Origin of the sequence: Frankia sp. AiPs1, from assembly GCF_023716945.1 — a bacterium.
In the GTDB taxonomy this organism is placed as follows: Bacteria; Actinomycetota; Actinomycetes; order Frankiales; family Frankiaceae; genus Frankia.
In genome coordinates, this window is the sequence record NZ_JAMQQF010000023.1 from 1 (window position 1) to 18,645 (window position 18,645).

21 protein-coding genes are annotated in these 18,645 nt (G+C 71.2%); 14 read left to right on the forward strand and 7 right to left on the reverse strand.

Annotation, left to right across the window (positions count from 1 at the left end):
• Positions 1-136 precede the first annotated feature (136 nt).
• On the reverse strand, positions 137-946 hold the full coding sequence (locus ND748_RS04875; protein WP_251744409.1) for an SAM-dependent methyltransferase: 810 nt from the start codon (positions 944-946) through the stop codon (positions 137-139).
• Positions 947-1,819: 873 nt separating this feature from the next.
• Here ND748_RS04875 and ND748_RS04880 point away from each other — a divergent pair.
• From ND748_RS04880 to ND748_RS04900, 5 genes are all read left to right on the forward strand, one after another.
• A complete protein-coding gene (locus ND748_RS04880) occupies positions 1,820-2,485 on the forward strand; it encodes a hypothetical protein (protein ID WP_251744359.1) in 666 nt (221 codons plus the stop codon).
• Between the two features lie 12 nt (positions 2,486-2,497).
• The gene (locus ND748_RS04885; RefSeq protein ID WP_251744361.1) at positions 2,498-3,430 is read left to right on the forward strand and encodes a hypothetical protein; all 933 of its coding nucleotides are present in this window, start codon (positions 2,498-2,500) and stop codon (positions 3,428-3,430) included.
• A gap of 1 nt (position 3,431) precedes the next feature.
• Entirely contained in the window at positions 3,432-4,571 is a 1,140-nt protein-coding gene (locus ND748_RS04890) for a RimK family alpha-L-glutamate ligase (RefSeq protein ID WP_251744362.1), read from the forward strand.
• The gene (locus ND748_RS04895) at positions 4,568-5,347 is read left to right on the forward strand and encodes a hypothetical protein (RefSeq protein ID WP_251744364.1); all 780 of its coding nucleotides are present in this window, start codon (positions 4,568-4,570) and stop codon (positions 5,345-5,347) included. The genes ND748_RS04890 and ND748_RS04895 overlap by 4 nt, the downstream gene beginning before the upstream one ends.
• Before the next feature lie 66 nt (positions 5,348-5,413).
• Positions 5,414-6,223 (forward strand): phytanoyl-CoA dioxygenase family protein, encoded by an 810-nt coding sequence (locus tag ND748_RS04900; RefSeq protein WP_251744365.1) that lies wholly within the window; start codon positions 5,414-5,416, stop codon positions 6,221-6,223.
• A gap of 77 nt (positions 6,224-6,300) precedes the next feature.
• On the opposite strand, the gene ND748_RS04905 is transcribed toward ND748_RS04900, so the two are convergent.
• Positions 6,301-6,747, reverse strand: a complete 447-nt coding sequence (locus ND748_RS04905; protein WP_251744367.1) for a MarR family transcriptional regulator — start codon at positions 6,745-6,747, stop codon at positions 6,301-6,303.
• A 213-nt stretch (positions 6,748-6,960) separates the two neighbouring features.
• On the opposite strand from ND748_RS04905, the gene ND748_RS04910 reads away from it, so the two are divergent.
• Entirely contained in the window at positions 6,961-7,884 is a 924-nt protein-coding gene (locus ND748_RS04910; RefSeq protein ID WP_251744368.1) for an LLM class flavin-dependent oxidoreductase, read from the forward strand.
• A 98-nt stretch (positions 7,885-7,982) separates the two neighbouring features.
• Positions 7,983-9,350, forward strand: a complete 1,368-nt coding sequence (locus tag ND748_RS04915) for a phosphotransferase (protein WP_251744370.1) — start codon at positions 7,983-7,985, stop codon at positions 9,348-9,350.
• A gap of 66 nt (positions 9,351-9,416) precedes the next feature.
• Here ND748_RS04915 and ND748_RS04920 read toward each other — a convergent pair whose 3' ends face one another.
• Complete coding sequence (locus tag ND748_RS04920) at positions 9,417-10,298, reverse strand: SDR family oxidoreductase (RefSeq protein ID WP_251744372.1); 882 nt, start codon at positions 10,296-10,298, stop codon at positions 9,417-9,419.
• Positions 10,299-10,380: 82 nt separating this feature from the next.
• On the opposite strand from ND748_RS04920, the gene ND748_RS04925 reads away from it, so the two are divergent.
• Positions 10,381-10,953, forward strand: coding sequence for a TetR/AcrR family transcriptional regulator (locus ND748_RS04925; protein WP_374215849.1), 573 nt, complete (start codon positions 10,381-10,383; stop codon positions 10,951-10,953).
• On the opposite strand, the gene ND748_RS04930 is transcribed toward ND748_RS04925, so the two are convergent.
• The gene (locus tag ND748_RS04930; protein ID WP_251744376.1) at positions 10,920-11,408 is read right to left on the reverse strand and encodes a histidine kinase; all 489 of its coding nucleotides are present in this window, start codon (positions 11,406-11,408) and stop codon (positions 10,920-10,922) included. The genes ND748_RS04925 and ND748_RS04930 overlap by 34 nt on opposite strands.
• Positions 11,409-11,440: 32 nt before the next feature.
• Here ND748_RS04930 and ND748_RS04935 point away from each other — a divergent pair, with 32 nt between their 5' ends.
• From ND748_RS04935 to ND748_RS04945, 3 genes are read left to right on the forward strand one after another with little or no spacing between them, the layout of a single operon-like run.
• Positions 11,441-11,734: a hypothetical protein gene (locus ND748_RS04935; protein WP_251744378.1), complete on the forward strand. Its 294-nt coding sequence runs from the start codon at positions 11,441-11,443 to the stop codon at positions 11,732-11,734.
• 54 nt (positions 11,735-11,788) lie between these two features.
• A complete protein-coding gene (locus ND748_RS04940; protein WP_251744379.1) occupies positions 11,789-12,022 on the forward strand; it encodes a hypothetical protein in 234 nt (77 codons plus the stop codon).
• A complete protein-coding gene (locus tag ND748_RS04945) occupies positions 12,009-12,311 on the forward strand; it encodes a type II toxin-antitoxin system PemK/MazF family toxin (protein ID WP_251744381.1) in 303 nt (100 codons plus the stop codon). The genes ND748_RS04940 and ND748_RS04945 overlap by 14 nt, the downstream gene beginning before the upstream one ends.
• A gap of 25 nt (positions 12,312-12,336) precedes the next feature.
• Here the strand turns inward: ND748_RS04945 and ND748_RS04950 are convergent, their stop codons facing one another.
• Both ND748_RS04950 and ND748_RS04955 read right to left on the reverse strand, forming a co-directional pair.
• A complete protein-coding gene (locus tag ND748_RS04950; RefSeq protein ID WP_251744383.1) occupies positions 12,337-12,723 on the reverse strand; it encodes a nuclear transport factor 2 family protein in 387 nt (128 codons plus the stop codon).
• Positions 12,724-12,829: 106 nt separating this feature from the next.
• On the reverse strand, positions 12,830-13,195 hold the full coding sequence (locus ND748_RS04955) for a DsrE family protein (RefSeq protein WP_251744385.1): 366 nt from the start codon (positions 13,193-13,195) through the stop codon (positions 12,830-12,832).
• Between the two features lie 96 nt (positions 13,196-13,291).
• Here ND748_RS04955 and ND748_RS04960 point away from each other — a divergent pair, with 96 nt between their 5' ends.
• Together ND748_RS04960 and ND748_RS04965 are read left to right on the forward strand one after the other, a co-directional pair.
• Complete coding sequence (locus ND748_RS04960) at positions 13,292-13,954, forward strand: TetR/AcrR family transcriptional regulator (RefSeq protein ID WP_251744386.1); 663 nt, start codon at positions 13,292-13,294, stop codon at positions 13,952-13,954.
• Positions 13,955-14,199: 245 nt separating this feature from the next.
• The gene (locus ND748_RS04965) at positions 14,200-14,748 is read left to right on the forward strand and encodes a hypothetical protein (protein WP_251744388.1); all 549 of its coding nucleotides are present in this window, start codon (positions 14,200-14,202) and stop codon (positions 14,746-14,748) included.
• Between the two features lie 33 nt (positions 14,749-14,781).
• Here the strand turns inward: ND748_RS04965 and ND748_RS04970 are convergent, their stop codons facing one another.
• The gene (locus tag ND748_RS04970) at positions 14,782-16,044 is read right to left on the reverse strand and encodes a hypothetical protein (RefSeq protein ID WP_251744390.1); all 1,263 of its coding nucleotides are present in this window, start codon (positions 16,042-16,044) and stop codon (positions 14,782-14,784) included.
• 302 nt (positions 16,045-16,346) lie between these two features.
• Here ND748_RS04970 and ND748_RS04975 point away from each other — a divergent pair, with 302 nt between their 5' ends.
• Positions 16,347-18,608 (forward strand): hypothetical protein, encoded by a 2,262-nt coding sequence (locus ND748_RS04975; protein WP_251744392.1) that lies wholly within the window; start codon positions 16,347-16,349, stop codon positions 18,606-18,608.
• Positions 18,609-18,645: the final 37 nt, after the last annotated feature.

The window sequence follows — 18,645 nt, forward strand, 5'->3', positions numbered from 1 at the left end:
GCCCTGGCCGCCGTGCTCACCGGCGCCGCCCCGCCGCGCGGCAGCCTCCCGGTCGCCGCGACCGCCCCCTCAGGCCGTCCCCTCCCCCGTGGCTTCGGCCTGACCGCACTGCGTCCCTGCTGACCGCTGGCCCGGTCTACCGCTTGCGGCCGATGGCCCCGTAGGCACTGACCTGCGCGTCGGTCAGGTCGATCGGCACGGCGACGTCGGGCCGCCAGCGGTGCACGGAGACCAGCCCCGGGTCGAGCAGCTCCAGGCCGCCGAACAGCGCCTCGACCTCGGCACGCGTCCGGGGCCGCAGCGGGATCCCACGCGCACGGTAGGCCCTGGCGCCGGCCTCGATCGATGGGTCGTGGTCGGGCGTCAGATGGGACAGGACGAGGTAGCTGCCGGCCGGCAGGGCCTCGACGTACCGGCGAACAATGCCGCCCGGGTCGTCGGAGTCGGGCAGGAAGTGGCCCACCGCGAGCAGCGACAGCGCCACCGGGCGGGACAGGTCGAGGGTGTCCGTGACCTCCGGGGCGGTCAGGATCCGCTTGACGTCCCGCACGTCGGCGTCGAGGTAGGCGGTCCGCCCCGCCGGGGTGCCGGTGAGCAGCGCGCGGGCATGGCTGAGCACGATCGGATCGTTGTCCACGTAGACGACCCGCGCGCCCTCGACGGCCTGCTGAGCGATCTCGTGCAGGTTCGGGCTGGTCGGGATCCCCGTGCCGATGTCGAGGAACTGGTCGATGCCGGCCGCACCGGCCAGGTGGCGCACCGCCCGGGCCATGAACGCCCGGTTGGCGCGGGCGGCGATGCTCGCGTTCGGCGCGACGGCCCGGGCCTGCTCGGCGGCCTCCCGATCGGCGGGGAAGTTGTCCTTCCCGCCCAGGTAGTAGTCGTACATCCGAGCCGGATGCGGCAGGTCCACCCGCAGGTCCACCGGCTTCGGGGCGTCGGCCATGGACCGCCACCACGGCGTTTCGCCCGAGCCCTCGGACGGTTGCGGATCCGTGCCGATCTCCGCGCTCACCGCTGCCTCCACTACGTTCGTCCGCCCCGATCGGCAACAACAGCCCGGGGTACCTGATGAGAGGATATGAGAGGTTTGCCCCCTGGTTCTCGGAGCCCCCGCCCCTCGATCCGGCCGGCACCCCGGGAAATCGACAGCGGCGGCGAAGCCGTTCGGATTCCCCCAGCGTGTGACGGTGGCCCGCGCCGAGATTCGTACACGTCGGGGATGGCGTCCCGTGAATCGGAGACCACCGGACCGGCGAACGCCGTCCCGCAGTTTCCCGCTTTCCCGGCCAGCGCCTGCACGCGGCCGCCGGCGACTGGGCAAACGTTCGCCAACGCTCGAAAAACGAAGCCGCTGCTAGTTACGATGGAGATCGTGGAGGCCGCCGCCACGGCCGGCCGAGCTTCAGGGGGGCCACGGTGCAGATCGGCGTGGTGCTGCCAGTATCGAATATCCCTGGAAACCGCCGTCCTACCTCGACGTGCGAGATCTCGCGCGGCGGGCGGAGTCCGCGAGATTCGACTCCGTCCGGGTCTTCGACCATCTCCTGTTCCACCCGCCCGGCGAACCGCCGAAGGCACCTGGGAATCCTGGACGGTGCGCACCGTTGCGCCGGTCGCCGAGGGCCTGCCCACACTCCCCTCGGCCAGCTCCCGCGCCCTCGTCGGAACCCCGCCCCGCCCGTCGTTGCCGACGGTTTCCGCCGGTACGCCGCCCCTCGGCATCGACCATCTCGCACCAGCTCACGGCACAGCAGCACCTCACGACACAGCGCCAGCTCATGACACAGCAGCAGCAACGACAAGGAGGTTGGCGCCGATGCCCTGGTCCATCGACGAAGGTCGCGTGATGCCGTTCCTGACGGCTGACGACCGTCGCAACGTGATGGCAGTGCTGTGGTCACGGCTGCAGAAGGACTCGACCGAGTCGCCGGAGGAGACCTCGGCCGAACTGCTGACCGCCGGGCTGCCCGGCACCTTCGCCAGGAGCCCGTCCGGCAAGTTCAAGGACTTCAAAGAAGGCAAGGACGGCAAGGACGGGAAGGACGGCAAAGACAGCAAGGACAGTAAGGACGGCAAGGAGGGGAAGGACAGCAAGGAATGGAAGGATCTCAAGGACGGCAAGGACCTGAAGGACCTGAAGGACGGGAAGGAATTCAAGGACACCAAGGATTACGGAAAAGACACAAAAGATACCAAAGACGGTAAAGACCGGTGGGATCGGGCGGATCCGGGCGTTGGCGTGCCCACCACGCGCTTCCCGAACGACACGCCCAGCGGCTCACCCGTCGGCCCGCCCGGCGCCGAGTACCCGCCTGACCGGCGCACGAAGGACGGGAACCCGGCGGACGGTCACCCCGATGACGCCGAGTGGGCACGGGCGGCGGCGACCGGCCGCACCGGCCACGATCCCGAGGACGTCGCCGCCACGCTCCGCGCCTCCCGGATCAACCGCTACCTGCGGCTGTCCGGCGTGGTGATCTGAGCGAACGCCACGATGACCACCGAGACCGACGCCGCGGCGACCGCCTCCCACCCGCCGACAGCCCGGACCACACCCACGCCATCGACCACGCCCACGCCCACGCCATCGACCACGACTGGCCTCACGTCCGCGCTGACCGAGGACGACCTGCTGATCGTCGCCGAGCCCGACGACGCGGTCGCCTCTTTCGTGGCCGAGTACCTGGACGAGGTCGGCCGGCGTGCCGTCGTCCTCGACCCCTTCCACGCGGCGCAACTGTTCACCGTCGCGGTGTCGGGCGGGTCCGCCCTCGTGACGCCCCGAGTGCCGATGTTGTTGCGGATTCCCCCGCCCCCGGTCGTCAGCGCCGGTGCGCGCCACGACGCGCAGTTCCAGTACCAGGAGTGCGTCGCCCAGCTGTGGGCTGCGGCCGCCCTTACCGACCTGCCCGTCGTGAACCGGCCGTCCGTCGTCGCATTCGGCACCGCCGTCTCCGGCTCGGCGGCCCGCACCGACCTGGCGGCCGGGCAACCGGTGAGTTCGGTCGAGGTCTTCTCCTCGACCTACCCCGACCCCGCGCGCCAGACCGACGAGGCGTGGTGGGTGCAGGACACCGTCACCCGGCAGACGACGCGCTGGCCGCAGCCGCCCGCGGCCGGCGGTCCGTTCCGGGCACGGTGGTCGGCGGCCGACCCGGTCTTTGAGGTCGTGGTGGTCCTCGCCGGGGCCGCCTGGCGATGCACGACCGCCGAGATCGACGACCTCGACCTGCCCGGCCGCAGCCTGGCGGTGGTCGAACGCCTCGGGCTCACCCTCGCCGCCCTGATCTGGCGGGTCGGCGACGACGGGGCCAGCGCCCACCTCGTCGACGTCGACCCGTTCCCGGGGCTCGACATGGTTCGCATGACCTGGCTCGGCCTCGGTCCGCATCTGCTCGCGGTCCTGTTCCCCGGATCGGCGGCCTGAGGTGGAGAGTTCAGACAGCCGGGCCGAGCCGCCGCGCGGCGCAGGTGACGGCCCACCCGTCCACGGCACCGCGCCGATCTACGCGATCGGGCTGGGCTCGGACGGCACCTGGCGGCACTTCCTCGACGCGACGGGCCGGCACGGGGCCGGCGTCGTCGCGATCGACCTCGCCGACGTCGTGCGCACCGGCGACTGGCGGCTGGCGATTCCGGACGACGGAGCCAGTCGGCTCGTCACCGGCCAGCAGGCGGTCGACCTGGACCCGGCGGGCGGGTACTTCGTTCGGCTCGCCGACCTGTCCAGCCTGGAAGCCGTCCCGCGGCTGGCGGCCCGGTGGCGCGCGCTCGTCGGCGCTCTGGCAGCGTGGCTCGACCACGTGCCGGGGCCCGTCGCCAACCGGCCGAGCGCCTGGGCGGACAACGGCACGAAGCCGCTGCACGAGGCTCGACTCGCCCGGGCGGGCTTCTCGGTACCGGAGAGTCTGACCAGCTCCGACGGCGAGCGGCTGCGGACGTTCGCCGCGGCCGGACCGACGATCGTCAAGCCGCTGTCGGGAGTGCGCGCCCGAACCCGACGCGTCGACCCGGCGGAGTTCACCGTGGCCGCCGGCTTCACCACCGGGCGGGGCCCGGTGCACCTCCAGCGGTACGTGGCGGGAGTGGACGTCCGCGTCCACATCTGCGGTGGTGCCGTCCACGCCCAGCAGATCGTTCGACGACGCCCCGACGGGGACGGCCAGGGCGCCGCGGCGGTCGACTACCGCGAACTCGACGCCGCCGACCTCGAGTTCCGCGACGTCGACCTGCCCGGCGCCCTGGTGAGGCTGCTCGTCGCCGCGACCGCCGAGTCCGGCCTGCTGCTCGCCGGCTGGGACCTGCGTGTCGACGGGGACCGGTACTGGGTGCTGGAGGCGAACCCGATGCCCGGCTACGACTGGTACGACCGCCGGGCCGGCGGCGCCGTCACCGCCTCCTTGGTCGACCTGCTCACCCGCCGCCCAGCCGTCTCCGAACCCGCCATCACCCGGCCCACCGTCGACCGGCCCACCGTCGACCAGCCCACCGTCGACCAGCCGGCCGTCGACCACGCCGCACCTGCCACGACGACAGCCACCGGACCCGTTGCGAGGAGGATGGGATGACCACGATCACGACGACGGCCACGACCACGACCACAGCCGCGGGGACGACCGCGGCCAGGTCCACGGCTCGACCGGACATCTCGACCGTGCGGCTGCTGTCGGTGCAGGAGGCCGAGGAGGTCCGGGACGCGGTGTACCGGGAGCGGCCGAGCTGGATCGAGCGAGGTGCCGGCTTCCACACCCTCGGCACGCCCAGTTACCTCGATCTCACGCCGAACTCGCAGGCGGGCGACTACCACGATCGCGCCGCGCGGCACCGGCCGCTGCTCTGGGATCGGTTCGGCTGGCTCTACAACCGGCTCGGGGCCGCACTCGTCGACATCCTCGACGCCCCGGTCCGCTACACCGAGCGGTATGCGCTGCCCGGGTTTCACGTGTGGTTCACCGAGGCCGTGTTCACCCGCCCACGCGCATCCGTGCACTTCGACCTCCAGTACCGGCTCTTCGACTGGCCCGGTGAGGTCGACGCCAGTCGGGTGTTCTCGTTCACCCTGCCGCTGCGGGTGCCCGCAGCCGGCGGCGGGCTCAACACCTGGCCGGTCAGCCACGCCACGTTCCTGTCGGCGATGCGGCGGGATCTGATCGACAGTGTCGGCGACCTGCGCCGCTTCCACCCGCTTCAGTACGTGCCGTACAGCCCCGGTGAGCTCGTCGTGCACTCCGGGCTGCTGCTGCACCAGATCGCCCCGTCGGTGTCGGTGCGTCCGGGGGACGAGCGGCTGACCCTCCAGGGGCACGGCATCTGGAGCGGCGACTCCTGGCTGCTCTACTGGTGAAACTGCTCCACTGGCGAAGCTGATCCGCTGGTGAAGCTGCCCGGACCGGGGAAGGGGAGCAGTCGGATGGCGGTGCTGACGGCGGCGGATCGCGACGCGTTCGTCGAACGCGGCTTCTGCGTGCTGCGGGCGGCGTTCACCGCCACCCAGGCGGCCGCGGCCCGTGGGGCGGTCTGGCGGCGGATGACGCAGAAGGCCGGCATCCGCGAGGACGACCCGAGCACCTGGCCGCCGGGCTACGACATCGAGGAGCGGCTTGCGGTGCCGGAGGTGCTCGCCTGCTTCACCGACCCGCTCGCCCACGCGATCGAGGAACTCGTCGGTCCCGGCCGGTGGCGCGGCGAGCGCGGCTGGGGGTTCTGGCCGGTGAACTTCAGTCACGGCGCCGGCGACCCGCGTGCGGTGCCGACCGCCGGCTGGCACGTCGACGGCAACTGGTTCCGGCACACCCTCGACGCGTCCCGGCAGGGTCTGCTGGTCATCGGCCTGTTCTCGGACGTCGAGCCGGGCGGCGGCGCGACGCTGGTGGCGGAGGGATCCCACCGCCGCACCGCGCGAGTGCTCGCCGAGCATCCCGGCGGCCTGACTCACCTGGAGCTGTTCGACGCCGTCCTCGCCGAGCCCATCGGTACCTTCACCGAGTTGACCGGAGCGGCCGGGGACGTGGTCCTCGCCCACCCGTTCCTGTTCCACACCCGCGGGTTCAAACGAACCGGATCACCCAGGTTCATCAGCAACACCGAGGCAGGGCTGCGCGCTCCCCTGCGCCTCGACCGTGCGGACGACGCCGATTACTCGGTGCTCGAACGCTCGATCCGCGCCGCCCTCGCCGCCCCGCCCCCGACCTTCACCGCCCCCCTGCGCTGCCGCTTCTGATCGGCACCGCCCCGTGAGCCGGTGGCCGGCTCACGGCACGCGGAGACGACCCGCGCGGGTCGGAGGACCTGCTCCGCTCAGGAAACGAGGGCACCGAACACGTCGGGAACACCCTCGTCGACCACGATCTCGGTGGCGATGCGGGCCAGCTGATCCCGATCGGCGGCCGGGACGGGGGCGACGAGGTCGGCCAGCCGCTGGCTGACCTCGTCGTAGAAGGCGTCGGTGAGCCGCTTGCCGTCCGGGGTGAGGGCGACGGTGATGGCGCGCCGGTCGGTCGCCGACATGGCGCGCCGCAGGTAGCCGCGGCGCTCCACCCGCTCGACCAGGCCGGTGACGCTGGACTTGTCCAGCCGCAGCATCACGCTGATCTCACTCATGCCGCGGGACTGGTCCTTGAGGACGCACATCAGCTGGGCCTGCGGCACGGACAGCCCGCGACCGGCACAGACGTCGGCATAGATCGAGTTGACCAGGTAGGACAGCCGCACCAGGGCCACCGGAGTCGTGAACGTCGCGCCCACCGCGGATCTCCCCTCGCGCCGCCGTGCGAACACTGTACCGCCGACAGTTTGTATTGCCGACCTTTTTAATTCGTGATACGTACTATAGGTGATCCAAACTAAGCTGCCTTGCGGTTCCTGCTGCGCCTGCGGGCCGACCACATCCATCGAAGGACTGGCGTTGACCCCACCAACCACAGCGATCATCCCGGCCGCCGCCCGCGGCGGTACCAGGTGAGCGGCCTGGACGGGTCCCGGCTGGTGTTCGGCGCCGGCGGTGCGGTGAGCGGGCTGTCCGCGTCGCAGACCCTGGACCTCGCCCAGAGCGCCGACGAGCTCGGTTACGACCTGTTCAGCCTGAGCGACCACCTGCACAGCCGGCGCCAGACCGTCGAGCCGCTGGTCGCCCTGAGCTGGCTGGCCGGCCAGACCCGCCGCATCGAGCTGGCCACGAACGTCCTGGGGCTGCCCTACCGGGCGCCGGCGGTGGTCGCGAAGACGGCCGAGACGCTGGACCGGCTCTCCGGCGGCCGGTTCGTCCTCGGCCTGGGCGGGGGCGGCTACGACGAGGAGTTCCGCGCCTTCGGCCTGCCCGACCGGACCCCCGGGCAGAAGATCACCGGCCAGCGCGAGGCCATCGGGATCATCCGCGGACTCTGGGCGAACGAGTCGACCACCGTGCGCGGCCGCGAGTTCTCCGTCGACGACGCCCGCATCGAGCCTCGCCCCGACCATCCGATCCCGATCTGGCTCGGCTCGTACGGACCGCGGGCGCTCGCGCTGACCGGTGAGCTCGCCGACGGCTGGCTGCCATCCGTGGGCCGGATCGGCCTCGAGGGCGCCCGCCGGATGCGCCAGTCGGTGCTGACGGCCGCCCGCGACGCAGGCCGCGATCCCGCCGCGATCACCTGCGCCTGCAACGTGATCGTGCGTGTCGGGGCGCCGGCGCAGCCGGACTCGGGCGCGGTGACCGGCGGCGTCCAGGAGGTGATCGACCAGCTCCTGCAGATCGTGGGGGTCGGCTTCACCGCGCTGCTGCTGGCCATCCCGACCGTCGCCGAACAGGAGGTCGTGGCCCGCGACATCATCCCGGCCGTCCGCGCCGAGGTGGCCGCCCGCGGCCTGCCACCCGCCCACCTCGGCGACGACCGCCGGTAACGCGCATCGTCGTGGCTTTGATGCCTCGCTCGTCGCGGCCGCCCGTGCGAGGGTGAGGGGAGCCGAGCCGAGGACTGCTGGACGCCGGAGGAATGATCATGGCTGCATCGGATGCCCGCGACACGGAGTTAAAGGACGACGACCGCGTCATCGCCTGGCTGGAGTCCCTGCTCGGCGGCCGGGTCGTCTCGTGGGAGCGGCAGCCGAGGTGGCGGCCCATGTGGTTCGTCGACATCGACCGCGGCGGCGCCACCGAACGCGTCGTCGTGCGCGGCGAACGGTCCGACACGGCTCTGATCCTCCCGCTCGAACACGAGATGCTGTTCCAGCGACTTCTCGACGAGCACGGTATCCCGGTCCCGCACGTGCACGGCTGGTGCGACGAACCGAGGGCGTACGCGATGGCCGCCGTCCCCGGCCGCCCCGACTTCGCCGGCACCACCGACGAGCAGCGCCGCACGGTGGTCGACGAGTATCTGCAGGCACTGGCGCGGATGCACCAGCTCCCGGTCGGGCCGTTCAAGGCTGCCGGGGTCATCTCCGGGACGTCGGCGGCCGACTCCGCGATGATCGGAGTACGCCGGTTCGAGCAGCACTACCGGACGAGCAAGGTGCGCCCCGACCCGCTGATGGAATTCGTCCTCGGCTGGCTGCGCCGCCACCCGCTGCCCGCGTCCGACCGCGAGGCGCCCATCGTCTGGGACTCCGGCCAGTTCCACCACGCCGACGGCCACCTCGTGGCCCTCGTCGACGTCGAAATCGGCCACATCGGCGACCCGATGATGGACCTCGCCGCCTGGCGGATGCGCGACACCGTCATCCCCTACGGCGAGTTCACCACGCTGTACGACCGGTACGCCGAGCTGACCGGCCGGCCCGTCGACCTCGCGGCCATCCAGTGGCACCACCTGTTCTTCACCCTCACCAACCAGCTGTCCTTCCACGGCCCGCTGGCCCGTCCGATCCTCGACACCGACTACATGACCTACGCGCAGTGGGTCAGCGAGACGAACCTGCACGCCGTCGAGACCCTGGCCGAGTACCTCGGGATCGACCTCGAACCCGTGGAGATCCCCGAGCCGGTCGCCTCCCCCGTCTCCATCCCGCACCAGCACCTGTCCCGCTCGCTGCGGTCGATCTCGGTCGAGGATCCGTACGTCGCCTACCAGGTTCGCATCGCCTTCCGCCTGGCCCGCCACCTCGAACGCGCCGACCAGATCGGCGCGGCCGTCACCGAGGCCGACCGGGAGGACCTCGCCCGCCTCGTCGGCCACGCGCCGAAGAGTTGGGACGAGTGCGAGGCGGCGCTGGAGAACTTCGTTCTGGCCGACGAGGGACGCCACGACGCCGAACTCGTCGTCCTGTTCCACCGCCGGTGGGCGCGCTACAAGGCCCTGATGGGCCCCGCCGGCTCCGCCATGGCCGCCCACCACACGATGCAGCCCTTCGGCCGCTGGCTGGGCTAGCGGGGAGGCGGGTCAATCGCCTCGACGTCAATCGCCTCGGTGCCAATCGCCTCGGCGTCACTCGCCTCAGGTCGGATAGTTTCCCGCTTCGAGGTCTTCGAGCAGGCTCGGATGAGTGGGCTGCCAGCTGAACCGCTCTCGGGTCCACGCGCTCGACGCTGGCTGGTCGACGCCGAAGATGCCGCCGAGGAATCCGAAGTTCTCTGCCGGAACGGCCTTCGTGGGCAGGCCCAGGTGGCGGCCGATGGTCTCGGCGATGGCGCGCATGGTGTCGCCCTGATCGGCGACGGCGTGAGCCACCGTGCCGGGCGTGGCCTGTTCCAGAGTCAGCCGGAAGAGCTGGGCGGCGTCGAGGCGATGGACGGCTGGCCAGCGCTGGCTGCCATCGCCGACATAGGCGGACGCCCCGGTGCGTCGCGCTGCCTCGATGAGCACCGAGGCGAATCCGAAACGCTCGCCTCGGGCGTGGACCGACCGGGGAAGGCGGACGACGACGGAGCGGACGCCCTTGTCGGCGAGGTCCAGCACGGTCAGGGCGTTGCGGCCGCGACCGCCCACGGGACCGTCCGTAGGCGAAGGATCCTGTTCAGTCGAGGCCCGTCCGGGCACGGCGGGTGTGCCGGAAGCAATGACCAATGGCTTGCCGCTCCCGGCGAGCGCGGCGCCGAAGGTCTCGAGGGCGCGGGTCTCCTCGGCGACCGACTTCCCGAAATTGGTGAAGTCGTTGCCGAAGGCAAGGTGGATCACCCCGTCGGACTGTGCGGCGCCGGCGCGCAGGCTCTCAGGGGCGTCGAGATCACCGCGTAGCGCAGTGGCGCCGGCGGCGGTGACAGCCCGCGCCGAGGCCTCGGAGCGAGCCAGGCCGAGCACCTCGTGGCCCGCGGCGATGAGTTCGGGGACGACTGCGGAGCCGATCCCGCCGCTGGCACCGGTGACGAAGACGCGCATGCGAACTCCCCAGATGATGCGACTGTTGTCCCGTCACCGTAGCAGGGTGACGGGACAACAGTCCCATCGCTACGATGGGCTGGTGCCCCGATGGGAACCCGATGCGCGCGAGCGGCTGGTGGCCGCCGCGCTGCACCTGTTCTCGGAGCGGGGCTACGACAACACCACCGTCGCCGAGATCGCCGATCGCGCGGGTCTGACCAAGAGCACCTTCTTCCGGCACTTCCCCGACAAGCGGGAGCTGCTGGCGGCCGGCCAGGAGACATTGGCGCGGCTGTTCGCCGAAGGCATCGCCGCGGCACCCGTTCATGCCAGTCCCCTGACTGCGGTGGCCGCCGGGCTGGAGCGCGCTGCCGGGGTGATGACGCCGTTCAATCGCGAGCTTGGGCCTCGGCTGCGTGCCGTCATCGCGACCAGCGCCGAGCTCCAGGAACGCGACGCGCTCAAGCAGGTTGGTCTCACCGCGGCCATGGCAGGCGCTCTGCGCGCCCGTGGCGTGCCACACCTGGTGGCCACCCTGGCGGCCGAGTTGGGCATGCTCGCGTTCAAGGAGGCCTACGCCACCTGGGTAGCGAGCGACAATGACCAGGAGCTGGGCGAACTGGCCTGTACAGCCCTGGATCAGCTGCGCACCGCGGTCGCCGAACTCGACTGACCACCTCGCCGAAGCGGATCACACCGTAGCGCTCCGATTCCGTCCGGACAGGGCCGTTGGACGGCGTCGAGGCTGGATTCCCCCGTCGGAGCTGACCGCACCTGCCGGGTGATGGGCGCCCGGCGTGCTTGAGGGTGTTGGTGAGTGCCTCCTGGACCAGTCGGAAGACGGGTGAGCTGGACTCCGGCCGGCAGGTCGAGCGGCTTTCCACTGATGGTGAGGCGCACCGGCAGGCCGGCCTGCCGGACCTGGTCGATCAGGGCTTCGAGGTCGGTCAGCCCGGGCTGGGGCGCGGTGCCGTCCGCGGCGCCGTCCTCGCGGAGCACTCCCAGCAGACGGCGCATTTCCGCCAGGGCCTCCCGCCCGGTCCGCGACACCTGCGCGATCGCCTGCTCGGCCCGCGGCGCCGAGCTGGTCAGCGCGAACTGCGCGCCGTCGGCCAGGGCGATCGTCACGGACGGCGATCGCGGCCGGGGTGCGCAGCAGGGTGCCCAGCGCGAGCCCGAGGACACCGATTGCGGTCACGAACAACGCCGTCCCCAGCACCGCTCGCAGCGCCCCCGGGTCGGACAGCGCCACGTCGATGTGCCGCGAGGACAGCATCTTCTGGCCGACGGTGAACGCGATCAGGTTGGCCACCACCATCAGCCCGAAGCTCGCGACCGCGAAGACCACCACCTTCGCCCACAGCACCGGCAGCCGGCGGGGGACCACACCCCAGGTTGTACGCCTCGGGTCGTACTGGCGGGCGGGTCGTTCGCCTGGGATCAGGTCCCGGTGATGTCGCGGGCGTGCCGCCCGCCGCCATGTGAGGCGGCGTCGTACGATCCGTCCCATGCCCAGTATGAGCGTGTCGGTGCGAGCGGAGACGCTGGAGGCCGCGCGGGCCGAGGCCGCCGCGGCCGGGCTCACCCTGTCGGCCTGGGTCGACAGGACGCTGGCCGAGGCCGTCTGGACGCGGCGCTTCGCCCACCAGCAGGAACGCAACGCCGCCCTGGGGATCACCACCGAGTACCTGAACGGCGAGTTCGCCCGGCTCGAGGAACTGCGACGCCGTGCGGCAGGGTGAGGTGTGGGCGCGGGCCGACGCTCCCGCGCACGCGCTGATCGTGTCCGCGGACATGTACAACAACGCCAACACCGGCCGGGTCGTGGTCTGCCCCGTCGTGCCGGGCGAGCCGCTGCCGTTCGACGACTACGCCGTCGACGTCGGGATCACGGTTCCCGTTTCGGGCACGGTGCTGCCCGAGCTCGTGGCGTGGATGCCGACATCTGGCCTGTCACACAGACTCGGTGCCGTCCCGCCCGAAGCCTGGAAACGCGCCGACCAGGTCCTGCGCCGCGTCCTCGGTCACTGATACCTCGCGCCGGGTGATGGCTCGGTCATTGCGGCGCGAGGGAGAGGTGGGCCGCGATGACCTGCCAGCGACCGTCGTCGTGTACCCAGGTGCGGGTGTAGTCCATGACGACGGAGACGTTTTCGCCGCTGCTGCGGGCGGTGATCGCGGCACGTACGAAGGTGACTCCCGTCCCACCGTGGAGCAGGGACTGCCGGCGCAGCTCGAGGTACGAGAGCACGGCGAAGTCGCCCGACGCATAGCCGGCGACGTCCTCGGCCTTTCCGTGGAGCAGACCGTCGTACCCGTGGGCGACGAGATCGTCGTGCAGCACTTCGGCGAGCCCCACGGCGTCGTTGGCGGTGACCACGGACTGCAGCAGGTCCTCGGCCCGCCCAAGACCGGCGAGATCCGCGGGCTGTGTCGGCGTCATGAGCCGAGCCTTACGCACCGGCAGGCACCACGCCCGCGGGTCCGCCGTCGGCGCAATCGAGCGGCGCTGCTCAGTAGCTGGCGGCGCTGCTCGCTGGCGGCGCTGCTCAGTAGCTGAAGGTCGTCGCGCCGTCGTCGCCGATCCAGTTCCACATCGGGATCGTGCCGTTCAGCTCCGCGCCCTCGATCAGCAGGCTGGCGTCGATCTTGCGGGCGTCGACGCAGATCGGACAGACGAAGTAGCGGCCGCCGGCGACCCGGTATCGCTCGATGAGCGACTCCAGCGGTGGGCAGCCGACGCAGCCCTCGCCCTTCGCGTCGCCGGGCAGCGCGAGCCGGACCGCCTCCTGGGTCAGGAACATGAGCGTCTCCTTCCCGGTCTCCGCGGCCCCGACCGCAACCAGAAACGCGACGGTGACCTTCTCGAGGTCCTCGAGACCCGTGGTCAGGCTGATGACTGCCTTGCTCGCCATCGGCGAACCTTCTTTCCGAGAGTTTGAGAACGATCGTTCGTTCTTAGTAGCCGATAGTACGAACGATCGTTCTGCCCGTCAACTAGGATGTGGGTCATGGCGGAGAGGGCAGTGCACGCGCGCCAGCGACGGGCCGACGGGGAACGCACCCGCACCGCGATCCTCGACGCGGCGGTGCGGCTGTCGACCGTCGACGGCCTCGAGGGCCTGAGCATCGGCAACCTCGCCAAGGACCTCGGCATGAGCAAGGGCGGCGTCTACGCCCACTTCGACTCCAAGCAGGACCTGCAGCTCGCCACCGTGGAGGCGGCCGGCGCCATCTTCCGGTCAGAGGTCATCGAGCCCGCGCTGACGGCCGACCCGGGTGTGCCCCAGCTCCTCGCGTTCTGCGACGCCTACTTCGATCATCTCGAACGGCGAGTCTTCCCCGGCGGGTGCTTCTTCGCGGGCGCCGCCCTGGAGATGGGAACGCACCGCGGACCCGTGCAGGAGAAGGTCGCCGAGTTCCACTCCGGATTTATTCAGCTCATCCGCGAGTTCGTGCGAACAGCGGTCGGACTCCAGCAACTGCCACCCGACGAGGACCCGGCAGCGCTCGCCCTGGAACTCAACGGCACGCTCCTGGCGGCCGACACGAGTTTCGTGATGTACGACGATCCCTCAGTGCTGGACCTGGGCCGCCGAGTGGTGCGCCGCCGCCTGGGTCGCACCGAAGCGCGCGGAAACGAAACACCAGCGAAAATCAGTAATCCGCGGTAAGTATTCGTTGGCTGCGTCCAGGCCCGGCGGCGCCGTCGAGGTTCGTGGTGCAGCTTGGGTGACAGACAGGTGCCGTTCGAGCTGATCCCATCCTGGTCTGGTATTTGCCGACAGAGAAGGCGGTAGCTTTCTATAGCCGTTGACGGTGTAGGCGTGACTGATGCGGCGGCGGTTGCGGACCTGGGCCTGGGTCTGGGTCTGGTCTGGTCTGGTCTGAGGGACGGTCGGGTGCACGTGAGGTGGGGATGCGCGTGGGCGAGCCGGTGACGGGAATCGACATCGACCTGGTCGAGTACGAGCGGCTGAAGGAGGAACAACTCGGACGGATCGGGGTCCGGGACAATCTGGTGTACGCCACCCTCGCGGTCTACGGGGGCGTGGCCGCGATCGTGCTGGGCGGGGGTGCGGGTCGGCTACCGGCACTGCTGTTGCTGCCACCGGCGTGTCTGGTGCTCGGCTGGACGTATCTGGTCAACGACCAGAAGGTGTCAGCGATCAGCCGTTATCTGCGCCGCGGGCTGGGACCACAGCTCGCGGCCGCGACGGGGCGCGAGATGCTGGGCTGGGAGACGGAGCATCGCAGCGACGGTGCGCGACGGCGCCGCAAGATTGCCCAGGTCACCATTGATGTCCTGCTGTTCTGTTGGTCGGGAGTCGGGGCCGTCGTGATCTTCTGGGCATCGGCCACGCGGGTCTCCTGGCCACTGCGCGGGGTGTCCATCGTCGAGGTCACCGCGCTCGTTCTGCTCGCCGTGGAGATCCTCCGCAATGCGGAGATCTCCGGGTCTGCGTGAGCACCGTCGACGGCGGGGCGTGGGGAGAACTCCTCACAGCACCCGACGCAGGACTGCGGGCGCCGCGCATTCCCGCACGACCCGGTAGACCGAGGCGTAGATCGAGCCGGATCCGACGGTGACCAGGTAGTGCGGCATATCACCGCGTTGCAGGCGGGCGGGGGCGGGTAGCGCGTCACCGACGTACGGCGAGTACATGATCAGGCCGTCGGGTGTGTCGGGGTCGAGGGCAAGCGCGTGCATCCCGGCATGGACCCCGGTGAAGTGGACCCGCAGGCTGTCGGCGGCGGCTGGGTGGAGTTCCCGGAATGCGGCGAGGCGGTCGACGGACCGCTTGATCTTCGCAGGGACGTCCTCACCGCGCTGAGCGCTCAAATCGTTGGCCATGCGGGACTCCGGATCGAGCAGGACACAGTCGTACCGGCCGCCTCGGCGCAGGAATTCCAGCAGGGCGTCCCGGTACCAGGCAGGCCGTTCGGTGGTGGTGAGATATCTCGAGAACGTGTTGAGCGCGGTTCCGACGTCCAACACATACCTGCTCGCGGCGAGGACAAGCTCCGCTTTCGTCTGCTGACTCGGACGTTCGTGGAAGACATGCGCCGCGGACCAGCCGAGCGGTCCGTGCCGCGTCAGCCAGGATCGGCGCGCGTCCGCTGGATTGCCCGAGGTGGATAGCAGGAACACGTTGCGGCCCTCGTGCCGGCCCACCGGAACAAAGCGGTCCGCATGCTGACCGGCTACCCGGTGCACCTCCTCGGAGATGACCAGGCAGTCTCGGGGCGCGGCCTTCTCTAAATGCGCGGCGAAGTTGACGTCGGCCGAGTGGATCGACCGCTGGTGATGGTCGCCAAGATAATGAAAGACGCCGCGGTGGATCGCCATCCGGACGTGTAGTTCGCCGGCGACGCCGATCTGCGCGAACTCGTCCCGCAGATGGGAGAGGTCGAGATCGAGAAAGGTGTCGGCGCTGGTGAGGGCGACGTCGCGGGCGATGCTCTCGTCGTCGTCATGGATGATGAAGAAGCCACCGTCGCCGTGCCACTGCCACAACTCGGCCCGTTCGCAGCGGTGGGAGCGCGCGGTCCGGGTCACCCGGTCGACCGCACGCTGATGGAACAGGTTGAACGCTTCGCCGGCCCGGTCCAGCGGATTCGCTGCGACGACGGTCGAGTAGCCCGAGGCGTCGAGGAACATGAAGTAGGCGTGTTTGTACGCCGTCCCCACCTCGAAAGCGCTCGGCCGGTCGCCACCACGGGGCGGATCTGCCTCGTCACGCCCGCGGGAACCTCCCGTCACGATGCCTCGTAGGCGGACACCATCCGCACCGATGTGAGCACCCGCCGCCATCCCGCGACTGTCAGGGCTGCCTGGACCCCTGCCGGCGCGGCGGGCGCCCGAAACGCTGCCCACACGGCTGCTTCCCTCCCCGGGGCGCGAACGCCTACCCCGATGGTCGTGAAAAGTACCGCAGAACCGACGGCATTCGGGGCCGGTCCGCCAATGTTGCCGGTCAAGGTTTCTGCTCCCGGCCAAGGTTCCTGCACCCGGTCTTTCCGGCCGGCGGGGTGACTCGAGGCCGGTGGGCGCACAATGACGAGGTGACCGGATCCCTGGCGAACGGCCCGGATGCGGCTTCGCCGGGGGAACCGGACGGGGTTCTGACAGCGGAGCTGGCGGCGTTGTGGGATCGGGTGCGCGCCGCGGCCGGCGGGGAGACCTCCGCGGTGCTCGGCGACGACGCGCTGGAGTTCGCCGAGCAGGTGGTGCGGCGCAGCACGACGGCCGATGCGGGGACGCCGGTGGAGGTCGTCCACGCCGTGGCGGCCCTGCGAGCCGTCCGATTCCTGGTCGGCCAGGACGAGGCTGACCGGCTCATGGCCATCCGCCTGCTGACCGAACTCGTGCCGGTCAGCCCGGAACTGGCGCCCGAACGCTGGCTGGCGAGCGTGGGCGCGACGGTGCTCGACGGCCGGGCGCTTCTCGCGGCGGACGCCCTCGAGCGGGCGCTCGTCTCGTCCGGTCCGGACGTGCTGCAGGACGCCGTCGAGCAGCTTGAGGCGGTGGTGGCGCAGACACCGGAGGATGCCGCCGACCTCGCCGGCCGCCTGTCCAACCTGGGCATCGCCCTGCGGCTGCGGGCGGAGCGGTTCGGCTCGGACGCGGACCTTGACCGGGCGGTGACGGTGGCCGCGACGTCCGTCGCGGCGGTGGTCGCCGAGGCTGGGGCGGAGCTGGCCGGCTGCCTGGCGAACCTCGCGGACGCGCTGGTCACCCGGTACGAACGGCGAGGCGTGGGGCGGGACCTCGACGAGGCGACGGCGGTCCTGGTGCGGGCGCGGGCCATGGTCCACGGGCCGGCCGCGCTGGTCGCGACCTGCGAAAGCAAGCTCTGCGCCGTCGCGTGGCTCCGATTCGCGCTCAGCGGGCTCGCTGCGGATCTTGACACCGCCGTCGAACACGGTCGGCGGGCCTGCGGCTGCGCGCAGCTCATGCCGGGCGAGCTGGCGAGCGCCCGGTCGAACCTGGGCAGCGCGCTGGCGACCCGGTTCACCATGACGGGCTCGGCGCGGGACATCGACGAGGCGGTCGGCGTGCTGCGCGCGGCGGTGGCGTCAACGGCCCCGGACGATCCCGCCGGCGCGCTGCGGCGCTCGAACCTGTCCGCGGCGCTGCAGGATCGCTACCGAGCGTACGGCGCGGCACGGGACCTCGACGCGGCGGCGTTCTCGGCACAGTCGGCGCTGGCAGGTGCGCTGCGCGCTGCCCACCCCGCCAGCGAAACCGCCACCTACTTCACGAACCTGAGCAACATCCTGCGGATGCGGGGCGACCTGCGAGCCCGGCTGGCTGACTCCGCCGACGACGCGCGGGCCGATCTGGACGGCGCGGTCGTGGCGGCCCGGCGGGCACTGGACGCAACGCCAGTTGGTCATCCGGACCGGGCTGGCCGGCTCTGCAACACGGCGCTCGCGCTGCAGAGCCGAGTATCGCAGGGCCTCGCCGGGGACGATCCCGGCGACGGCCGGCCGCCTGATGTCCCCACGGCAGGCGAGGACGGAGCTGTCTCCACGGTGACCCGCGGTAGCGACGGCTACCTCGGTGCGGCGGTCGACCTGATGCGCCAGGCGGTGGCCGCCGCGACCGACCCGACCCGCCGGTCCGGGTATCTGGCGAACCTGAGCCAACTGCTGCGGGACCGCCACGACCGGGACGGCGATCCAGCCGATCTGGCGGAGGCGATCGACGCCGCTGCCGCTGCAGCGCGCCCAGGCGGCGACGGTGAACGGGTGCTCGCGGCGGGCGTCCTGCTGAACCTGGGCATGGCCCACGCCGTGCGCTGGGCTGCGACACGGCAGGAGGCAGACCTCACCGCCGCGCTGGCGGCGCTGCGCCGGGGAGCCGCCGCCGACCTCGCTCACGTCGATGACCGGCTCGGCTGCGCGCGGCAGTGGGGTGAACTGGCTGCCGTGGCAGGAGACTGGCCGCTCGCCCTGGCGGGCTACCAGGCAGCGACGGCGCTGCTCGCGCCAGCCGCCTGGCCGGGCCTGGCCCGCACCGACCGTGAACTCGCGTTGTTCCGCCAGTCACCGGTGGCGAGCGAGGCGGCCGCGGCCGCGGTGCACGCGGGCGACCCGGCGACCGCGGTCGAGCTGCTCGAGCAGGGACGTGCGGTGCTGTGGGGGCAGCTCGCCGCCGGCCTGGACGAGGTCGGCCGGCTACGCAGACAGGCGCCGGACCTCGCCGACCGGCTCGACGAGGTACGCGCCGCACTGAGCCTCAATGAGTTCGGCGCACTGTCCCTGTCCCCCGCCGGCTCCGGCGACGGCGAGAGGCGCGGGCCGGGATCGGAGGGGTCGTGACGTGGCCCGGTGAGCCGACGTCGGCTGTCGATCGGGC

Bases quoted from the DNA above. Each gene is read 5' to 3' on its own strand.
- ND748_RS04920 (WP_251744372.1), bottom strand. From the start codon at position 10,298: ATGCGCGTCTTCGTCACCGGTGCCAGCGGCGGGATCGGCTCCGCAGTC.
- ND748_RS04895 (WP_251744364.1), top strand. From the start codon at position 4,568: ATGACCACGATCACGACGACGGCCACGACCACGACCACAGCCGCGGGG.
- ND748_RS04880 (WP_251744359.1), top strand. From the start codon at position 1,820: ATGCCCTGGTCCATCGACGAAGGTCGCGTGATGCCGTTCCTGACGGCT.
- ND748_RS04900 (WP_251744365.1), top strand. From the start codon at position 5,414: ATGGCGGTGCTGACGGCGGCGGATCGCGACGCGTTCGTCGAACGCGGC.
- ND748_RS04885 (WP_251744361.1), top strand. From the start codon at position 2,498: ATGACCACCGAGACCGACGCCGCGGCGACCGCCTCCCACCCGCCGACA.
- ND748_RS04965 (WP_251744388.1), top strand. From the start codon at position 14,200: ATGCGCGTGGGCGAGCCGGTGACGGGAATCGACATCGACCTGGTCGAG.
- ND748_RS04915 (WP_251744370.1), top strand. From the start codon at position 7,983: ATGGCTGCATCGGATGCCCGCGACACGGAGTTAAAGGACGACGACCGC.
- ND748_RS04950 (WP_251744383.1), bottom strand. From the start codon at position 12,723: ATGACGCCGACACAGCCCGCGGATCTCGCCGGTCTTGGGCGGGCCGAG.
- ND748_RS04955 (WP_251744385.1), bottom strand. From the start codon at position 13,195: ATGGCGAGCAAGGCAGTCATCAGCCTGACCACGGGTCTCGAGGACCTC.
- ND748_RS04960 (WP_251744386.1), top strand. From the start codon at position 13,292: ATGGCGGAGAGGGCAGTGCACGCGCGCCAGCGACGGGCCGACGGGGAA.
- ND748_RS04940 (WP_251744379.1), top strand. From the start codon at position 11,789: ATGCCCAGTATGAGCGTGTCGGTGCGAGCGGAGACGCTGGAGGCCGCG.
- ND748_RS04875 (WP_251744409.1), bottom strand. From the start codon at position 946: ATGGCCGACGCCCCGAAGCCGGTGGACCTGCGGGTGGACCTGCCGCAT.